The organism is Streptomyces caelestis, assembly GCF_014205255.1.
Lineage (GTDB): Bacteria > Actinomycetota > Actinomycetes > Streptomycetales > Streptomycetaceae > Streptomyces > Streptomyces caelestis.
The window spans coordinates 7,201,466-7,219,546 of record NZ_JACHNE010000001.1 but is presented as its reverse complement, the minus strand read 5'-3'; the positions used below and the strand labels follow the sequence as shown (position 1 = coordinate 7,219,546).

The following is an 18,081-nucleotide window of genomic DNA, read 5'->3' as shown; positions in this document are numbered from 1 at the left end:
CCGGTCCTTCTGTCGGACGGTAGGCGAGGGTCGAGCGCATCGGTACGCCCACTGTGGACCCGCCGCGCGTCAGTCGGCGGGTGACTCTGTCCCCGGCATGTCGTGATCGATTCCGGCATGCAGGGTGCGGCCGCCCGGTGGGATCACCTCGATGAGGCGTTCCTCCTCCTCACGGGATAGATCTGTGAAGAGTCGAATGGAGGTGTTCACGAGTTCCAGTAGGGGGACACTGCCGCGAGGCGGTTTTACCGAGGCAGTCCGGGTGGAGAAGTTGTACCTCACTGGTACGCCACTTGGCGGCAGGGCTTCGAGATTCCTGACCAAGGTTCCCGGTCCGAGGGATTCGCTGAGGTGGCGGAGGCGGTCCCCATGCAAAGCGCCCACCTCCCCTTCGTACGCCACTTTCCCGCCACCGTTGACCAGTGTGATGGCCTTGAGGCTCAGCCCTAGGAGCGGAAGACGCTTCCCGACCTCGTCGAGGGCCGGCAGTTCGTACACGACCCCTGCCGCCGACGATGTCAGGTGGTCGACCTTCTGGGCGAGCGTGAGAACGAAGCCGGGTGCGTCGAAGCTGAGGACGCCCTCGCTCTTGGTCCAGCGCGGGAAGGCTGTGCCACGGCGAGCGGCGCCGCGGGAGGAGGGGACTACGGCGCAAACCCGTGCGTTCCATGTGCTCAGCGCCGCGCGCATGAGGTGCTGGAGGTTGTCGGTGCCGGTGATCCTGATGTGCCGCAGCAGATCGATCAGAGTGATCTCACGGGCGATACGGTTCCAGAAGTCCCCATCAGGAATCTCCTGGCCTTCGAGGAGGTAATCGAGTGACGACTCGTCCAGCTGCTGCGGATACCTGGGAGCACGTTCGAGGGCGGCTACCGGTGCACCGCTAGCGCGCCACATGGTCGCCAAGAAGGCCGTCAGACGGCGCGCGATCGGTGGGGGCAGCGTGTCCGAAGCGAAAGCAAGCGCGTCCTCAGTCGCCTCACGATCACCGCGGCGGGCCGCCTGCGCGCCCGTCGTCATAGCACGGGCCAGCCGGGACACGGAGCGCTCGTCAAAGAGGCCCTGGCCGCCTTCGATGACGGTGTTCGCGATCAGACGCCTCAACGCGACGTCGGCCGAATCGCCAGATGCCAATTCCGCGAAAGCCGCCAGGTCCAGCACCAGGGTGTGTTGGTCGATCGCGAGCGAATCCAGGGCGCGGGCGTCGAAGGGCGGGCGAAGGGCGCCGAGCGCCAGAACGATGGGCCGGTCCTGGCGAGCGAGGCGCGTGACGTCGAACCCGAGCTCGTCCGCGTCCGTCGTGCTACGCAGGTAGACGTACCGGTCGCTGAGGCCGTCGTCGTGCGGCCATCGCATGACCAGGTCTGGCATGTGGGTGTGGTTGTAGTATCCGGTGCTTCTGGTCCGGATCTGCGGATTGATCTGCCGGATGTGCTGTTCGAGGAGTCGTTTGATCTCGGCGAACGAGCGGTACGGGTCGTCCGCCTCGAGTGCCTCCGCGATCGACGATGCGACGGCGTTCACCACTCCCCCTTTAGGGTCAGCTCATGCGCCAGGATGGCCCGCCACTCGGTGAGGGGCAGCAGTCCCTCCTGCTTCTCTGACAGGACGATGCGCCACACGCGCTCGGACACGCTCTGCACCGCGGTCGCATCGATCTTGCTCCTGGCCTCGTCCTCTGAGACATCACCGAAGATGCGTTGCCGGTGCTGGACGACAGCGGATTCGATCTTTTCCGGGACATTTGATACGAGGATGCCGCCGCACCTCGCCTGACCTGCTACTTAACGGGTCAAGGAGGGGTGCGGCGGCATCTCTGGGACTTCTCTGGGACTTTGGGCCCGCGGTGCGCTACGAGCCGCGCTCCAGAGGCTCTGCCGACCGGCCGTGGCTACGCGAAGATCGCGTCGATGGCGGCGCTGCCTCGTGCACCGGCGCGGGGCAGGAAGTGGGAGTACTTCCGCAGCGTGAACCCGGGGTCGGAGTGCCCCAGCCAGCGTGCCAGGGAGACGACCGATTCGCCAGCCTCCAGTTCCTCGGAGGCGTAGAAGTGGCGCAGGGCGTGGAAACCGTGCTCCCGGGACGGCTCCCACACGCGAGCGCCGTCGGTGCTGCCCTCCTCCAGCGGGGCGATCACGCCCGCCGTGGCCAGCGCGGGCTTCCACACGTAGGAGTTGAAGTAGTTCCGGTTGACCGCCTTCCGCTCGCGTCCCGTCACCAAGAGGTTGTAGGTCCTCGGCCGCCGGTGCTTGGCCTCCACCGGCGTCTCGGCAGCAGTCGGGTCGTCCCAGGGCAGCGTGACTGGCACCGGCGCGAACTGCGCCATGTGCTGCTGGATGGCCCGGGCCACTATGGACGGCAGCGGCACGTCCCGGACCTTGCGGCCCTTGGGAAGCGCGAAACAGAGCTTCGCCCGCACCATCTTGATCTGCCGCCGGACGTGAACGACTTCCTTCTCGAAGTCGATGTCGTCCACTGAGAGCCCGAGCGCCTCCCCTTGCCGGAGCCCGAGACCTGCTCCGATCACGAGGAGTAGCCGGTAGCGGTCGGGCAGGGCGTCCCGTACCGCCAGCACCCGTTCGGGCGGCCACGCCTCGACCCTGCCGGGGTTGGCGGCTGGAGGGCCGACCGTGCTGGAGCGGCACGGGTTGCGTCCGAGGCGACGGTCCTCGACGGCGGCCTGGAGGATGCTGGAGAGCGTCGCCCAGACAAGGCGGATCGAGGTCGGACCGAGGTCCTTCTCCAGCCGCTTCTTCCAGTGGCGCAGGACTTCCGTTCCGATGCCGTTGAGCGGCTGAGACCCTAGGTGGGGAACGATGTGCCGGCGCACCCTCTGCTCGATCCGCTCGATCGTGGACGGGTCACCGCTCTGGGTGGGCCACCAGTGCGTCGCGATGTAGTCCTTGAGAGAGATGGCCCCGTCGCGCGGATCGACGAACTCGCCACGGCGAGCGTCGGTCTGAGCCTGGGCGAGCCAGGTCTTGGCGTCCTGGAGGGCGTCGAAGGAACGGTCCTTGACACCGGGGGTGCCCTTGACGCGATAGCGGGTGCACTTGCCGTACATGGCGGTACGGTCACGTTTGCCGGTCTTCGGGTTGGGGCGCTTCTTCAGCCATCGGTCTTCTATGTAGCCGGCCAGGTGGAACTCCTTGGTGACGGGGATGGAGGCAACGCTCCACGGCGCTTGGGGTTTCAGGCGTTGAGGAAGCGGCTCGACCGCTCCTGCAGAGGGGTGTTGAGCGGGTTGAGGGCCGGGTTGGAGCGGGAGTCGGCCTGTTCCTGTTCGCGGACCCAGGCGTCGAGCGCTTCGAGCCGGTACATGACGCGACCGCGGGGTCCCATACGGAAGCTCGGGGGTCCCTGGCGACGGTGGCGCCAGACGTAGAGCGTATGGGGTGAGAGGCCGAGATAGTCGGCGGCGTCCTTCACGGTCAGGAAGGCGGCGGATGTGGCGCCTGAGGAAGCGGTAGCGGCAAGCGAAGATCGTCCAGGCATCGGTGGTGTTCTCTGTGAGGTAGGGGCGGAGTGAGCCCGGGTGGGCGGAAATCCAATCCCGCCCACCCGTCGCCTTGTCATGCGGCAGGAAGGGAATCGCAGACGATCCGCAACGCGGAACAGCGCTACGGACGGCGCACGGCGGTCGGGGCCGGCTCACTCGACAGGTCAGGAAGGGCGAGGGCAGCTTCGAGCCGGTCCCAAGGGATTTCATCCCGTGTCGGCTTACGAAGGCAGTGCGCGAAGCGTTCGGCGAGGCGAGGAGCGCTCATTCCGGCGCACTCGGCCACCACGAAGATGTGCGCCGCGCTTTGGTCACCGTTCTTCAGCCACGCCGCGATGCACGCGTCACGCAGAGCGGAGATATTCCTGCCGAGCGACGAGTCGGCCTCGTGCGCTTCCAGAACCGCCGCCCGCGCTTGCTGCCAGATCTTCCGGTAGACCGGGGCGGTCAGCGGTCGCCCGTCGTCGAGAACGAATATCGCGTCATCGGGGCGGAGGTCGCGCCGGGTGATCTCCGCCTTCAGGAGCGCCACCAACTCCCGGCAGGTGGGAACACGCCGTTCGGCGCCCGCGCGCTCCGAATCCGTCTCGCGGCGCTCTTGTCCCTGAGGCTGGATCAGCAGCCAACCACTGCCGTCGTCCGCGAGTTCCACGTCTCGGACACGCAGCACCAGGGCCTCCTTCGGCTGCAGCGCCGCGAGGGCGATGGACGCCAGGAAGGCCCGCAGTACGAGACCGTTCTGCGGCTGCTCGGCGGCCCAGTCCAGGATCGAAAAGCACTGCCGATCGGTCAGATGAAACGTTTTGGCGCCAACAACTGCGGCCATGTGTGAGCTCCTTGTGGTGAGGCGTGGGGTAGGCACGGCAGTCCGGGCACCGTCTGTGAATCGCACGGCGACCGAACCTCTCCAATAGTCCGGAGGATCGCCGGTTTGGGTAACCGGCGATCCCGTGCTATGTTCCGCCGACCACGCAGACGATCTTCCGTGAGCTGCTCTAGGTTCACTTGCTTCGCCGCGCAATTCCAGTCCCTTCCGGGCTCAATGCGTCTGCCGTGAGCGAATCACCATGCCGACCCAAAATCGCTGACGCCCAGCCACCGAGCGGTCGATCTGAACGAGCCAAACGCCGGAATAGAGCAGGCGTCTTCTAAGCGCCTGCTCTATCTCTAGCACCGCCGGTCCAACTTCTCAGGCCGCACCAAGAGGCATCATCACGTCCTCGAAACCACCACGCTTCAGCGGTCCTCCACGATGAAGCTGGCCCGCTCGTAGAGTTCGTCGAACGTGATGACTTCGACATCCTGGACGGACCGCCTGTACTGCTCGAAGGAGGCGATCTTCTCCGGGTTCGCCGCGCCGCGATTAGTGAACTGGCTGAGGCTTCCGATTACGAGTACCTGCCGGGGACGGGCCGTGGAGATTTCGATATCGGTCGGGGAACCGTCGTCCCGGTAAAGCTTGTGCAGCTCGCCGGTGACCAGTCGTAGAGCCTTATAGGCAGTCTTCTGTACTTGCGCCACGGCACCGACAACATCCTTGGAGACGTGGTAGACGTCCGGGGCCCGGTAAGGCGCGCTGGCCAACAAGGGCGTCATATGTGTCTTGATCTCACAGAGCAGCAAACTACTGATGAAGCCCTTGGAGCGCATGACAGCGTCGCTCCGCTTTCCCGCCCCTGTGAAGATGTTGGCGCCAGTCGTGATGCGCTCCAGTTTGCCGTCGTCGAGGGGTTCACAGGCGACGAGGTTGAGGCCGTACCCGAAGATCCACGGGTTCTCCTCGAAGAAGCTTTGCCAGACCGCTTCTGGCCCTGCCACCCGGCCGCGCTCGCGTTCGAAAGCCTCTGCGTCGGTCAACAGCTCCTTGAACCGCTGAAGTTGCGACTTGCGGTTGCTGATTCTCCGGATGTCCTCATCGGTGAGGGCGCCGCCGATGGCGGCCCTGACGGCTTCGAGGAGCGTGGTGCGGTCCTGGTCGGCGAGCAATCTGGCCAACTCGGCCTCGTCGCCGACAACCAGCCGTCGGCTGCCTCCGGGGATGTTGTCCGGCCCGACGCAGTTCTGGATGAAGCAGATGACCTTCCAGAAGTTCTCGTGGGCATCGCTGGTATCGACGAGCGCCTTGACGATCTGAGTAGCTTCGGTACCGGGTATCGCCTCCATGACTGCTGTCCTCGCAGCCTTGGACTTGTCCTTCTTCCACAGTTTGATCCGAGGCGAGAGGACGCCGCCCTTGTTGATCAAGGTGACGTGACACAGCGTTGCCACTAGCGGCCGGTCGTCGAGGAGGAAGTCAGAGATCATTCGACCCTGGCGGGTGTCGTAGAAGTAGGCAAATCCGTTGCCTCTCACCTCAAGGTCCGCGAAGTCCTGCCGCGCTACGTCGAATTCTGTGGACGGCAAGGCGATGCGCAGGCGTCGAACGGCCTCCGGAACGGGCTCGGCTGTCTGGTTTCTCCAGTTCTGCGAGACAGCCGGTAGCGGCCCGATGGTGCCCTCGATCTCAAGGGACTGCACGTCTTCGCGCTGGAGCCGGGTGAGCACGGACTCCAGACGCTGCCAGATCGCGTCGGTCACGGCTTCTGTGAACGCGGGCAAGAGGGCCCGATCCACAGTGAGAACGGCCTCGTATGTGTCGGCCGTCCATCCGTCACCGGGCATGTGGTGGAGGAAGCCGCCGTCACGGCGCAGTGTCAGGACAGCAGGGCGGAGCAGGTCACGGGCGGCCTCCTCGCCGTCGCGGTCGAGGAGGCTGAAGGTCTGCCCGAGAACGAGGTCGAGTTTTACGGTGTCGTCGTCATCAAGGGGCAGCGAGATCAGCGGGCCGGTTGCCTGGGTAGGGAAGGGGGTGTAGATCGGTCGGCCCGACAAGAAGTCGAAAGGCCGGAGGGCCCAACCGTCCGGTCCAAGGAGGCGGTTCAACTCCTCGACGTGCCGGGAGGAATGGTCGACGTCGGACTGCACGTCTGGATGAACGAACCGTGCCAGGAAAGCGAGGAGTACCTCGTCATGGCCGTCGAGGAGTTGGAAGCGCGGATCTTCGAAGACCCAGTCGTCCGGCCAGTCCATCGGGTTGATGACCCGGTGCTTGTCGATGTCCTCTCGCGCGGTCGTGAACCGGGGGTCCGTCGACGCCAGCCGGTCGAGGTCGTACAGGTCCTCCAGAAATTCGATCTCTTCGAGCCGTCCGCACCAGGGGCCGCCCTCACCACGCAGGTAGTCAAAGATGTCGCGCCGCGTCAGCGCCGTGATCTTCGGAGTGCCGTGCGGTGTTGGCGAAGGGGCAGGCTGAGTCATTTACCCAGGATGGACACCCGTCAGCTCATCGGGTGGGTGAATGGGCATTCTTGGATCCCCTGGGGCTTCGCCGGTGTCCTCCGCCTGAGCCGAACGGCATATCTTGGCGCGCATGCAGTCCTGCACAATGCCAGGCCGCGAGGCTACTCGGCGTGAGTCCGGACACCGCGCGGCGGTGGGCGGACGCGGGCCGGGTGGCGACCCGTCGTGACGAGAGCGGGAAGCGGGTCATCGACGGGGAGGATCTGGCCGCCTTTTCCGTGGAGCTGGCCGGGAGCGGTGAGGAGAGTGCCTCCAGCACCTCGGTGCGCAACGCCTTCCCCGGCATCGTCACCGCGGTCAAGCTCGGTGACGTGGCGGCGCAGGTGGAGATCCAGGTGGGGCCCGCGCCGGCTGGCCCTGCTGACGCGGGAGGCTGTGGAGGAGCTGGGTCTGGAGGTCGGGATGGAGGCCACCGTGCGGGTGAAGTCGATGGACGTGCACATCGACCGGGTCTGACGTGGGCGGGTCAGGTGGCGGTGGCCTCCGTGGCTCACTTGTTGACGGAGTAGGAGTGCGCGCCGGTGCCGACGAGGCCGCCGCCGTCGGCGATGAGGTACTCGTCGCGGATCGGGCGGCCCGCGAACCAAGGCTCCAGGGTCTCCCGGGTGCCGGCCGCGTAGCGGGCGACGATCCGGAGATGTGCAGGGTCATGCCGTGGTGCGGCATCGTGCGCCAGGGGTGGTCGGCCGGGGCTGGCTGCGGGTACCAGACGTCGCCCGCGTAGCCCGCCAACTGCCCGCTGCGCAGGGCGCGGTCGACGGCGTCCCGGTCGACGATCTTCGCCGCGCGGTGTTGATCAGGTACGCGCCGCGCTTCATCGCCCCCAGCAGCTCGTCGCCGAAGAGGCCCTCTCACAGGGGAAGTCTCCTTGATACCACGCAGCCTGATAACTCCTGGCCAGCTCCGTTGCCAACTCACGAAGGGTCAATCCCGTGTCCTGCTCGGTCAGTTCAAACGCTCTACACGACAATACGGGCTGCCCGCCTGGATACTCGCTCACTCCGCAACGGCGGCATCCGGCTCGGACACCACCCACTACAAAAGCTGGACGGCGTGCCTGGCCGATCGCCGTCCCTGACACCTTAACGACGCCTTCATACAGAGAGCTGGACGTTCACACCCAGCCAGCCAACCGCCTTCAAGTCACGGACCAGCCACTCATAGGCGAGCTCAGTCGCCGGGCGGGATGACCCGTGGACAGCTCGCGATCTACGTAGTACGGCCGATGGAAATTCGTCTTGGCATCGACCGGACCACCGGGGAACGGAGGTAGGGCCGAACCCCGGCTCGGTCCACAGGTCCAGGTCCACCTCAGGTGGGTCATTGCGGCGCCCTGCCGCCTTGGGGCGGAGGGTATGGATCAAGCCGCTGTGCGACCCGTCCGTGTCGTCCTCCGGCATGACCACCATGCCCTCGGCGCTCACGGGCAGAACGCTGTAGAGGCCCAGCGCAGGGGCGAGGGACGGGAAGTTCAATTCGACCAGCTGTCGGTAGCCGATGAGGGCGTCCCGCAGAATCTGTCTGGTGATCCTCAGCGTCAGCAACGGGGAATACCCCTGCCACATCCGTCCGCGCCGAGGGATTTCCTGATCCGGTTCGCCGTACGGTCTGCGCAACACCTCGTCGATAACACCGGCCAACTGGGAGTGCAACCACCGGATGTCCGCCGTGTCGTAGGTGTAGCCCGCAACCTGATGGGTGTACCGCACGGATGTCCGCACACGCTCCATCATCGCCTCAACTCGCCGGCGCACTTCGGGCACGGAGACGCCATCGCGGGGCACGTTTCCCTGGCGGAGTCGCTGCGCAAGGTGCCACAGCCGCTCATGGGCCAACGGAGAATCCGGCGGCACCAGAAGAGCACCACGTCGGACTACACGCTCAAGGGGCTCGCGGATCCGTCCGCGGGCCCAGCCCCACCTGCCCAGCGGCTCTCCAAGAAAGAGGTGCTGACTCCACCATCGCCATTCGAGGTCTTCACGGTTCGACGGGTGTGAGGCCAGTGGAGTCACCGCGGGCGGCTCGGAGGAGTATCTCGACGGAGAGATGGCCACCCAGCCCTCCTTCGCCCACACTCCCCACCGAGGCAGCCGTCCATCCCGCATTTCAACAAGCGAGCCGCTCAGCGGACCGAAACCCTCAACAAGGGCTTCGAGCGCCTCCCGCAGCCAAGTGCCTGCGGTTTCAGCCGTTCGGAGTTCGTCGTGGTCCGCCCGGACCAGTCGGGCGATGGTGGTCCTGGCCGTGTCTTCAGCCTCTCGCATGCCATGGTGTTGCTTCTTGCCCCGGGCAATCTCGTCGAACGTCCAGGAAGCGGCCGCAGGGTTGGCCCGAGCAAGGCGGAGCATGAGGTTCTCCGCTTCGTCCGGGGCACTCGCGCTCACGGCGAACGCGATCGCGTAGCGCCACCGAGGGAAAGCGTCGGCAGTGACGATCTCCTCCGGCAGTACGGAGCCCTTGCGCAGGGCCTGGGCGCCGAAGTGCTGCTCGAAGACAGGCAGGGCGAAGCGGAGTCCCGCAGCTTCCTGGACGACCAGACCGGTGTCGGTCAGCTCCCACACCTCGGCTTCATGCCCGAAATGCTGAGCGGGGACTGAACCTCCGGCATTCAGGATGTGTACGGCGAGACGAGCAAGGCGGTCCCAGGTCTGTGAGGTTGGGGAGCCCTTGCGTCGTCCTTTGATGACGGAAGCGGCCAGACCGGACAGTAGCTCCAGGCTGGACACCCGTGCGTCTTCACCGGCCAGGAGGCGGGAGGCGACGGACAGTGCTTGAAGGGGGCTGGTCAGCAGGTCCTGCACTTCACGCTCTTCGAAAAGCATCCGCGCGTCGCTTCCGACAACAAGGTCCAGAAGTTCCGCGCCCCTCCGAACTGACCACGGGGCGACCTCGTGCACCACAGCCCTGCCCAGCTCGATTCCAGGTCTGCATGTGGCGAGAATCCGGGCGGTCGGGTGGGCGGCCAGCAGAAGCCTGGGCTCGTACAGGAGCTGTGCAACCTGCTCGGGTGAGATCCCATCGAGATCGTCGATCACGATACGTCCGAGTCCACTCGCCGGCTCGCCGCCCGCGCGCGGGATGGCGTCCAGCAGATCCGGTACGGCCTTGCCAGCATCCACCCATACAGGGATCACCACGTCAGGGTCACCCGCTGCCTCGCGGAGCCCTTCCCGCAACCAACTTTCGGCTTCCTCACTCTTGCCAGCTCCCATGGGCGCGACCAGAACCGCCAGAGTGCCGGCTGGGACAGTCACCACCGGCAGTGAGGACTTGTCAGCCCAGTCCAGAACGGCATCGGCGCGCTCCTCGGGCACAAGGCTCAGTCGTGCCTCACGGCGGTGCTGCGAGGCACGGGCCGCATCAGTGAGGGCATCTGACCTGGGCTTGTGTCCGGCGGACACGGCGTCGAGCAACTGTGCGAGGACGTCACCGGAGGTGATGGCACCGGCGTAGGTACGGCGGATGGAGTCGTACCGATCCAGGTAGCGGCACAGCTGGTCGTGGTGCCACACCGCCCAGCCCTTGAGCCCAAGGCGTGCCGCATACGTGGACACGAATTGCTCAATCTGGGCAATGCCTCCGCTGCCCCGCACGGGAGTCAGGATCACATTGGTGGTGAAGATCAGATACTCGGGCAGCCGCTCTCGCTTCGAGGTCGGGCTCAGCCACGCTTCGAATTCCTCTTTGACCTGCCCCTTCAGCCACGAGACGGCATCCTGGGGCTGTTGATCCGTGCGCTGCCGGAACTTGGCCTGCACGACCCCGTAGCCGTCCCATGCCTCAAGCTCGCTCGGATAGGGCACCCGCCCCTCGAACGTTGCCTCACGCCCGCCGTCCTTGCCGTCCCCAAAGGCCGAAACGCCCGGCCCGAGGATCTCCTGGGCCAGGGCCTGCGACACGTGCTCGAACTCCCGGGTGCTCAGCCCGCTGAGGTTGTAATCCACCCCGCCATGATGCCGCCGCGGCTATCTCCCGACCGCCCAACGGAACTTTTCCCCGGCCGGGCCTCTGCGACCACGCCGATTCACGTGGCTTGACCAGCCCAGCAACACGCCTGACAGCCCATCAGAACGAGCGTCAAATGAGCGTCACGAGCGTCATTTCAGCGTCAAGATATCGCCCGTAACGCCCACACCGCACATAATGCACACGGGTAAAACCGCAGGTCAGGAGCCCTTAGCCGCCGGTTCAAGGATGGCGACGCACTCCACATGATGCGTCATCGGAAACACGTCACCCCAGGAGGGTTCGATAAACTCGCAGGTCAGAGCTGGTTTTCTGACTCTCTCGGGAGCGATTAGACGCGCAGAGCGTCAAATGAGCGTCACGCCGGACAGCGGTGACGCCGCATGCCGACCTACTGCGGCGCCGCCCCTGCCCGCCGCGCGTGCAGGGGCAGGGAGAGAAAGCTCTGTCACGGGAGTGGGCGGTCGAGCGGGGCACAGCCCCGGGGCCGATCACTCCGCTTATGCCGGTGACCCGACTCGATCGACCATGACCGGCCGAGGCGGGTCACGTCAGCGCCGCCGCTGGTCAGCCCGCAGCTCGAAGTCTCCGTAGCTGTTGTCGACGGGGTTGACCGTGACTCCGGGGGCGACGATCTCGTCGATGGCGTCGAGCACGTCGGAAGACAGCGTGATGTCCGCGGCGGGCAGGAACGCCTCCAGCTGCTCCATGGTGCGCGGGCCGATGATCGCCGAGGTGACGCCGGGGTGGTTGATGACGAAGGCGACGGCCAGCTCGATCAGGGTGAGACCGGCCTTCTCCGCCAGGACGGCGAGCTGTTCGACGGCGTCGAGCTTGCGCTGGTTGGCGGGGGTGCTCATGTCGAACCGGGCCTGGGGGCGCGCCGCGGAGGCTGGGCCCTCGGAGGCGTTCTTGCGGTAGCGGCCGGAGAGCCACCCGCCGGAGAGCGGACTGTAGGTGAGCGTGCCCATGCCGTGACGGCGCACGGTGGGGAGCACGTCCTCCTCGATGCCCCGGACCAGGATCGAGTACGGCGGCTGCTCGGTCACGAACCGCTCCAGGTGACGCTCTCGCGAGGTCCACTGGGCCTCGACGATCTGGGAGCCGGAGTAGGACGAGGAGCCGATGTAGCGGATCTTGCCCTGATGCACCAGGTCGGAGAGGGCGCCGAGGGTCTCTGCCACGTCCGTGTCCTGGCTGGGTCGGTGTACCTGGTAGAGGTCGATGTGGTCGGTGCCGAGCCGCCGCAGGGAGTTCTCGACCTCGCGGATGATCCAGCGCCGTGAGCCGCCTCGCTGGTTGGGGTCGTCCTGGTCCATCGGCATGAAGAACTTGGTCGCCAGGAAGACGTCCTCGCGTCGGTCCTTGAGCGCCTTGCCGACGATCTCTTCGGAGACGCCGGCGGAGTACACGTCAGCGGTGTCGACGAAGTTGATACCCGCGTCGAGGGCGCGGTGGATGATCCGGATCGAGTCGGCTTCGTCCTCGTTGCCCCAGGGGCCGAACATCATCGCGCCCAGGCAGAGCGGGCTGACCTGGACGCCTGTGCGGCCGAGCGGTCGGTACTGCATGAAGTGGTTCTCCTCGATCGAGGGTGGTCAGTCGTTCCGGGAGGGCACGACGGTGCCGGTGCCCGCCCAGCTGGCGAGGAGGCCGAGAGCCTCCTGCTCCCGGGAGTCCGGTTCGGGTGTGTAGAAGTTGAGGCGGAGTCCAGGGTCGGACGGCAGGTCCATCGCCTCGTAGGGCAGGGCGAGATCGCCGACCAGCGGATGGTGCAGGTTCTTCACGCCCGAGCGGTGGAACTTCACGTCGTGGCGGGCCCAGCGGCGTGCGAAGTCGTCGCTCCTGGTGGTCAGCTCCCCGACCAGGTCGGTCAGCGCCTTGTCGTGCGGTGCGCGGCCGGTCTCGGTGCGCAGGAAGGCGACCGCGTCGTCGGCCCCCTTGTCCCAGTCGGCCCAGAATTCCCTGCTCGCGGGGTCCAGGAACATGAAGCGGGCGCTGTTGACCGGCCCGCGTTGCGCGAACAGCGGTGAGTCGTAGATCGGCGCGTACATTGCCCGCCCCAGGGTGTTGGCAGCCAGGATGTCGAAGTGGGCGTTGCGTACATAGGCCGGCACATCGGCCATGGAGTCGAGCAGGCGCAGGATCGTCGGCCGTACCCGGGAGGCGGTCGCCGTGGGGCGTCGGCCCGACGGTGCCGCCGCACGGGCCAGGTCGTAGAGGTGGGTGCGCTCGGCCTCGTCGAGTTGCAGTGCGTGCGCGAGGGCTTCGAGCACCGAGTCCGAGGCACCGCTGAGGTTCCCGCGCTCGAGCCGGACGTAGTAGTCCACACTCATTCCCGCGAGCAGGGCGACCTCCTCGCGACGCAGCCCCGCCACGCGTCGCTTTCCGCCGTAGACCGGGAGCCCGGCCTGCTGCGGGGTGAGCCGCGCCCGTCGGGTGCTCAGGAACTCGCGCACTTCGGGGGCGAGGTCCTTCTTGGTTCTGTCGGCCATGCTCAGATCCTGGTGTTGTCGTCGGCCGCGCCTACGGCGGACAGCGGCGGGCGCGGATCGGTGTGGAGCGTGCTCGCCCCGAGCTGGGCCCGTGCGCCGTCGCGCAGGACGTCGCCGAAGCGGGAGGGCGGCGCGGGACAGACGGTGCGGCTCAGCCGACGGGCTGGTGTGGATGCCGGAGCCGGGGGCACTGCGACCTCCTTTTGATCGTCCTGCGTGTCGTGCCGAAACCATCACGTTAGGTCTGTCCGAGCCGGCCTGCGAGGTACTGCCAGTACCTGGAAGAGCAGTGACTCCCACTCGTGGGCCGACGTGCAGTTACCTGGGGAAGGCCAGAAGTGGCGGTCCGAGACCGGGCCTGAACTCACAGCCGACTCGAAGGAACACCGTGCGCGCAGCACCCACATGCGAGGCCGGCGACGTCCGTGCCGGGCACGTCGCCGACCCGAGCCGTCCGGGCAACCCCCCGTGTGCCGAGCGACCCAGGGGTCACCACGCCGTCCCCGCGACGCGCCCGGACCGGTGCGAGCAGCGCGGGTCCCCGGCCCGCTCGACACTGATCCTCGCGATCATCTGCGTCAGCTACTTCATGGTCATCCTGGACAACTCCATCGTGTTCACCGGGCTGCCACAGATCCGGTCCGACATGGGCTTCTCCGAGACCGGCCTGTCCTGGATCACCAATGCCTACGTCCTGGTCTTCGGCGGGCTGCTGCTCCTGGGAGCGCGAGCCGGTGACCTGTTCGGACACCGCAGGGTCTTCCTGTTGTCGCTGATCGCCTTCTCGCTGGCCTCGCTCCTGGTGGGCGCCGCGCAGACCGCATGGTGGCTGATCGCCGCGCGGGCGCTCCAGGGCGTCGGGGCGGCGGTGCTGGCTCCCTCCGCGCTGTCTCTGCTCACGCGCAGTTTCGCCGAGGGCCGGTCCCGCAACCGGGCCATGGCCGCCTACAGTGCTGTGGCCGGTCTCGGTGCGGCCTTCGGCCTGGTCGTCGGGGGGCTCGTCGCCGACCTGGTCTCGTGGCGGGCCGGGTTCTTCCTCAACGTGCCGATCGGCATCGTGATGATGGTGCTGGCCCTGCGGTTCCTGCCCGAGACCGACCGCCGACGGGGCCGCTTCGACATCACCGGGGCTCTGCTGGCGACGCTGGGCTCGACCGCCCTGGTCCTGGGGATCGTCGATGCGGCCGACCTCGGCTGGACGGCTTCTGCCACCCTGCTCCCCCTGGGGGCCGGTGCGGTGATGCTGGGCCTGTTCGTGCAGGTGGAGCGGCGGGCCGCGCAGCCGATCGTTCCGTTGCGGCTGTTCGCGAGCCGGGAGCGCAGCGGCGCCTACGTCACCCGGATGCTCTACATGGGCGCGATGATGGGGTTCTTCTTCTTCACCGCGCAGTTCGTGCAGAGTGTCTACCACCGGACGCCGTTGCAGGCCGGGCTCTCCTTCCTGCCGATGACGCTGGTCAACTTCGTCTTCGCCGTCCGGGTGCCGCGGCTGCTGGAGAGGTTCGGCAGGCCGCGGGTGCTCGCCGCCGGAATCGCTCTGACCACGGTGGGCATGGCCTGGCTGAGCCGCCTCGACCTGCACACGCCCTACCTGACGGGAGTGGCGTTGCCAATGGTGCTCATAGGCGCCGGCCAGGGGCTGGCGCTGGCCCCGCTGACCTCCAGCGGCGTCGACGGCGTCACCCCTGAGGACGCGGGGGCCGGCTCGGGCCTGGTCAACACCGTTCACCAAGTCGGCAGCGCGCTGAGCCTGAGCATCCTGACCGCTGTGGCCGCCGCCGTCTCCACCGGCCATGCGGCCGCCGACATCGCGTCCCGCTCGGGCGCGGCCCTGACCGGCTCCACCGTGCTGCTCGCCCTGGCCGTCGTGGCCGTCCTGACCCTCATCGTGCCCGTACGGGCCACCCGGAACGAAAGGTCTCTGTGATGCAGACCCTCACCCTCAACAACGGCGTCGAGATGCCCGTCCTCGGGCTCGGCGTCTTCCAGACCCCGCCGGACGAGACCCGGGCGGCCGTCACGGCGGCCCTCGACCTCGGCTACCGGCACATCGACACCGCCGCCGCGTACGGCAACGAACGCGAGGTCGGCCAGGCCATCCGCGAGTCCGCGGTGCCGCGCGAGGACATCTTCGTCGAGACCAAGATCTGGATCAGCGACTACGGCTACGACGAGACCCTGCACGGCTTCGACAAGAGCGCCGCCAAGCTCGGCGTCGACCGGATCGACCTGCTGATCCTGCACCAGGCCCTGCCGTCGGACTTCGACAAGACCCTCGCCGCCTACCGCGCCTTGGAAAAGCTCCTGGCCGACGGCAAGGTCCGAGCCATCGGCGTCAGCAACTTCATGGTCGATCACCTGACGGCGCTGCTCGACGCGACCTCCGTCGTGCCGGCCGTCAACCAGTTGGAGATCCACCCCTACTTCCAGCAGCGCGCCGTACTCGGCTTCGACGACCGGCACGGCATCCTCAACCAGGCGTGGTCCCCCATCGGCGGGATCACCTTCTACCCGGGCTACGGCGAGGACCGCAGGAGCGTCCTTGACGACCCGGCCGTCACCCGCATCGCCGAGGCGCACGGCAAGAGCCCGGCCCAGGTGCTGCTGCGCTGGGGCCTCCAGCAGGGTCGCTCGGTGATCCCCAAGTCGACCAAGCGCCACCGGATCGCCGAGAACATCGACGTCTTCGACTTCGAACTCACCGCGGACGAGTTGAAGGCCCTCGACGGCCTGGAGACCGGCCGCCGCGGAGGTCCCGAGCCGGAGAACGTCACCCTCGCCGACTTCGGCCGCGCCATCCCCGAAGCCTGACATCACCTGCCATCCGCGAAACGGAATCACCGTGTCCACCACTGTCAACGCGTTCGGCACCCACGAAGCAGGCAAGCCGCTCGGCCCCGTCACCAGCGAGCGCCGCGATGTCGGACCGCACGACGTCAAGCTCGACATCCTGTACTGCGGCATCTGCCAATGAGCAACCGTCACCACGTATGGGCCTGTACGGCACCGTCCTGCACGAGGGCCTACGCGATGGCCTTCCCCACTACCTCAGCCAGGACCTGCTTCTCCAGCTGTGGCCGTGCTGCGCACTCTGGTCGGTCGCACCGTGCGCACGGTGTGGGAGGACGCCTTCCTTCAGCTCGCCTCGCGCACCCGGGCAGCCGCGTGATGGACATGCCGGAGCTGCACGCGCGGCTTCTTGCGGACGTGATCACGCTCGGCTCTCCGTACCCGCTTGTCCTCACCGGCGGATACGCCGTCCGGGCACGCCAGCTCGTGAACCGTCCCAGCCAGGACCTCGATGTCGCTACCGTGACGGTGACGTCGGTGATCGCGCCTTCGTCAAGGGTGACCGCCACGTCGATGGATCCCGCTGCCGCCTCTGTACTCGCCGTCCGCGTATGCCCTGACCGGTCAGCGCGAGCCGACCGTTGACGGTGAGCAACTGCCATCGGCCAGGGCGCCCGCGCTCATCACTGCGCATCCAGCAAGGCCGGATCGGCTGCGCGATGAATTCCCTTGGCTTTGCATCAGCGACCTCGATAGCGCCGGCATGGGGGCACGCTCATGAGTACCCGCCGTCCAGGCGACCACCCGCGGTCCCCACGTGCGCCGCCGTACGGGCCCCGCTCTTCGGGGGGTCTGCCAGTACCCCTTACAAGGCTCCGGCGGGCACAACGCCGTCCTACGGTGGTCCCATGGACCGCAGCAGCGAGATCCGTGAGTTCCTGCGCACCCGCCGGGCCCGGATCACCCCCGAGCAGGCCGGCCTCACCCCACACCCGGGGCCCCGCCGCGTGCCGGGGCTGCGCCGCGAGGAAGTCGCCCAGCTCGCCGGGGTCAGCGTCGACTACTACGTCCGCCTGGAGCGAGGCCGCACCCAGGGCGTCTCCGAAACCGTCCTGGACGCGGTCGCCCGCGCCCTGCACCTCGACGAGACCGAACGCGCCCATCTCTTCACCCTCACCCAGCCCAAGCCCACCGCCCGGACCCGCCGCAAGCGCCCCCTCGCCCCCCAAAGGGTCCACCCGGTCCTGTACCGCGCCCTGGACTCACTCAGCGTCCCCGCGGTGATCGAGGGGCGACGCCTGGACGTCCTGGCCGCCAACAAGCTCGCCTGCGCTCTCTACACGGACTTTGAAGCCCGGCCCCACCGCGAGCGCAACTTCGCCCGCTACGTCTTCCTCGACGAGGCCGCCTTCAGGCTGTACGCCGACTGGGACCAGGTGGCCGAGACGTGCGTGGCCAGGCTCCGCCTGTACGCCGGCCGTCACCCCGATGACGCGCAACTCACCGAGTTGATCGGCGAGTTGTCCCTGCACAGCGACACCTTCCGCAGCATGTGGGCCGATCACAACGTCCGCGCCCATACCACCGGCATCAAACGCCTGCACCACCCGCTCGTCGGCGATCTCACCCTCGAATTCGCAGTCCTGGCCGTCGAGGGCGACCTCGAACAATCCCTCGTCATCTACACCCCCGAACCCGCCTCTCCCTCCGCCGAGGCCCTCAACATCCTCGCCAGCTGGACCACCACGCACACCACCAGCCCCCACACCACCGGACAGACACACAACCCCGCCGGCTGACACCCGCGACGCAAGCGCCGGATCGCATCCGGAGCAGAGCGGCAACGACGGTCGCGCGCCTGATGGGTGCAGCTGACCTGCCGACGCATGCCCTCATGCGCAGACGCAGCATCCGTCATCGCCGGGCGACGGGCAGACCAGCCGGTTGCCACGCCTTGGAGACGACGCCAGTCCCCCTGCAAATGCGCCGATG

13 protein-coding genes and 2 pseudogenes are annotated in these 18,081 nt (G+C 67.2%); 5 read left to right on the top strand and 10 right to left on the bottom strand.

Annotated elements, in window-relative coordinates; translation table 11 throughout:
* Positions 1–69: 69 nt before the first annotated feature.
* The 5 genes from HDA41_RS32780 to HDA41_RS32760 form a co-directional block, all read right to left on the bottom strand.
* The gene (locus HDA41_RS32780) at positions 70–1,524 is read right to left on the bottom strand and encodes a hypothetical protein (RefSeq protein ID WP_184990423.1); all 1,455 of its coding nucleotides are present in this window, start codon (positions 1,522–1,524) and stop codon (positions 70–72) included.
* A gap of 367 nt (positions 1,525–1,891) precedes the next feature.
* A complete protein-coding gene (locus HDA41_RS32775; protein WP_311772168.1) occupies positions 1,892–3,064 on the bottom strand; it encodes a tyrosine-type recombinase/integrase in 1,173 nt (390 codons plus the stop codon).
* Between the two features lie 128 nt (positions 3,065–3,192).
* Positions 3,193–3,495 carry a helix-turn-helix transcriptional regulator gene (locus HDA41_RS32770; RefSeq protein ID WP_260423695.1) on the bottom strand — a complete coding sequence of 101 codons (303 nt, stop codon included), beginning with the start codon at positions 3,493–3,495 and terminating at the stop codon, positions 3,193–3,195.
* A 125-nt stretch (positions 3,496–3,620) separates the two neighbouring features.
* Positions 3,621–4,325 carry a site-specific integrase gene (locus tag HDA41_RS32765; RefSeq protein WP_184990421.1) on the bottom strand — a complete coding sequence of 235 codons (705 nt, stop codon included), beginning with the start codon at positions 4,323–4,325 and terminating at the stop codon, positions 3,621–3,623.
* A gap of 410 nt (positions 4,326–4,735) precedes the next feature.
* Positions 4,736–6,796: a Shedu anti-phage system protein SduA domain-containing protein gene (locus tag HDA41_RS32760; protein WP_184990419.1), complete on the bottom strand. Its 2,061-nt coding sequence runs from the start codon at positions 6,794–6,796 to the stop codon at positions 4,736–4,738.
* Between the two features lie 98 nt (positions 6,797–6,894).
* On the opposite strand from HDA41_RS32760, the pseudogene HDA41_RS32755 reads away from it, so the two are divergent.
* Positions 6,895–7,294, top strand: a pseudogene (locus HDA41_RS32755) (TOBE domain-containing protein).
* A 34-nt stretch (positions 7,295–7,328) separates the two neighbouring features.
* Here HDA41_RS32755 and HDA41_RS32750 read toward each other — a convergent pair.
* The 5 genes and pseudogenes from HDA41_RS32750 to HDA41_RS32730 all read right to left on the bottom strand — a co-directional run.
* A pseudogene (locus tag HDA41_RS32750) lies at positions 7,329–7,689 on the bottom strand (NAD(P)-dependent oxidoreductase); the annotation flags it as partial.
* A gap of 243 nt (positions 7,690–7,932) precedes the next feature.
* A complete protein-coding gene (locus tag HDA41_RS32745; protein WP_230299548.1) occupies positions 7,933–10,782 on the bottom strand; it encodes an NACHT domain-containing protein in 2,850 nt (949 codons plus the stop codon).
* A 573-nt stretch (positions 10,783–11,355) separates the two neighbouring features.
* Positions 11,356–12,375 carry an aldo/keto reductase gene (locus HDA41_RS32740; protein WP_184990417.1) on the bottom strand — a complete coding sequence of 340 codons (1,020 nt, stop codon included), beginning with the start codon at positions 12,373–12,375 and terminating at the stop codon, positions 11,356–11,358.
* Positions 12,376–12,402: 27 nt separating this feature from the next.
* Positions 12,403–13,299, bottom strand: a complete 897-nt coding sequence (locus tag HDA41_RS32735) for a helix-turn-helix transcriptional regulator (RefSeq protein ID WP_184990415.1) — start codon at positions 13,297–13,299, stop codon at positions 12,403–12,405.
* 2 nt (positions 13,300–13,301) lie between these two features.
* Entirely contained in the window at positions 13,302–13,490 is a 189-nt protein-coding gene (locus HDA41_RS32730; protein ID WP_184990413.1) for a hypothetical protein, read from the bottom strand.
* Positions 13,491–13,687: 197 nt separating this feature from the next.
* Here HDA41_RS32730 and HDA41_RS32725 point away from each other — a divergent pair, with 197 nt between their 5' ends.
* The 4 genes from HDA41_RS32725 to HDA41_RS32705 all read left to right on the top strand — a co-directional run bounded on the left by HDA41_RS32725 (position 13,688) and on the right by HDA41_RS32705 (position 17,888).
* On the top strand, positions 13,688–15,226 hold the full coding sequence (locus HDA41_RS32725) for an MFS transporter (RefSeq protein WP_230299547.1): 1,539 nt from the start codon (positions 13,688–13,690) through the stop codon (positions 15,224–15,226).
* The gene (locus HDA41_RS32720; RefSeq protein WP_184990411.1) at positions 15,226–16,110 is read left to right on the top strand and encodes an aldo/keto reductase; all 885 of its coding nucleotides are present in this window, start codon (positions 15,226–15,228) and stop codon (positions 16,108–16,110) included. The genes HDA41_RS32725 and HDA41_RS32720 overlap by 1 nt, the downstream gene beginning before the upstream one ends.
* Positions 16,111–16,141: 31 nt before the next feature.
* Complete coding sequence (locus HDA41_RS32715; protein ID WP_260423378.1) at positions 16,142–16,273, top strand: hypothetical protein; 132 nt, start codon at positions 16,142–16,144, stop codon at positions 16,271–16,273.
* A 724-nt stretch (positions 16,274–16,997) separates the two neighbouring features.
* Positions 16,998–17,888, top strand: coding sequence for a helix-turn-helix transcriptional regulator (locus HDA41_RS32705; protein WP_184990409.1), 891 nt, complete (start codon positions 16,998–17,000; stop codon positions 17,886–17,888).
* Positions 17,889–18,081: the final 193 nt, after the last annotated feature.

Coding starts and splice junctions, on each gene's coding strand:
- HDA41_RS32765 (WP_184990421.1), bottom strand. CDS start 4,325: ATGGCCGCAGTTGTTGGCGCCAAAACGTTTCATCTGACCGATCGGCAG.
- HDA41_RS32735 (WP_184990415.1), bottom strand. CDS start 13,299: ATGGCCGACAGAACCAAGAAGGACCTCGCCCCCGAAGTGCGCGAGTTC.
- HDA41_RS32720 (WP_184990411.1), top strand. CDS start 15,226: ATGCAGACCCTCACCCTCAACAACGGCGTCGAGATGCCCGTCCTCGGG.
- HDA41_RS32705 (WP_184990409.1), top strand. CDS start 16,998: ATGGACCGCAGCAGCGAGATCCGTGAGTTCCTGCGCACCCGCCGGGCC.
- HDA41_RS32770 (WP_260423695.1), bottom strand. CDS start 3,495: ATGCCTGGACGATCTTCGCTTGCCGCTACCGCTTCCTCAGGCGCCACA.
- HDA41_RS32740 (WP_184990417.1), bottom strand. CDS start 12,375: ATGCAGTACCGACCGCTCGGCCGCACAGGCGTCCAGGTCAGCCCGCTC.
- HDA41_RS32775 (WP_311772168.1), bottom strand. CDS start 3,064: ATGTACGGCAAGTGCACCCGCTATCGCGTCAAGGGCACCCCCGGTGTC.
- HDA41_RS32760 (WP_184990419.1), bottom strand. CDS start 6,796: ATGACTCAGCCTGCCCCTTCGCCAACACCGCACGGCACTCCGAAGATC.